Source organism: Paenibacillus sp. GbtcB18 (genome assembly GCF_019091125.1).
In the GTDB taxonomy this organism is placed as follows: domain Bacteria; phylum Bacillota; class Bacilli; order Paenibacillales; family NBRC-103111; genus Paenibacillus_F; species Paenibacillus_F chitinolyticus.
Window position 1 is genome coordinate 1 of record NZ_JAGXJX010000749.1, and the last position, 243, is coordinate 243.

Annotated in this window: 1 protein-coding gene; it reads right to left on the reverse strand. The window is 63.4% G+C overall.

Annotated features, from left to right (window positions below; all coding sequences use genetic code 11):
- On the reverse strand, positions 1–243 hold a 243-nt coding region (locus tag KVT34_RS30940), incomplete at both ends, for a hypothetical protein (protein WP_217563366.1).

Below are 243 nucleotides of genomic sequence, written 5' to 3' on the forward strand. Positions count from 1 at the left end.
GGAACCCCCCCACCCAAGGTCCGGCGGCGAAGCCCTTTTTTTTATAGACGTTTAGCAGAGGGATCAGGGATCCCGGACCGGTTTGCGCCTTTAGCCCCCCCCCGCACCGCTCCCCATTCGCATCCCCCATCCGGGACACGGGCGTGCCCGTTCCTTTGGGCCGAAGGTCCCCAACGAGGCTCGTGTTAGTCTTGTTCGGGTTTTCCTGCCCCGTTTCGGTGGCGACCGGAGAAGTGGAATCCC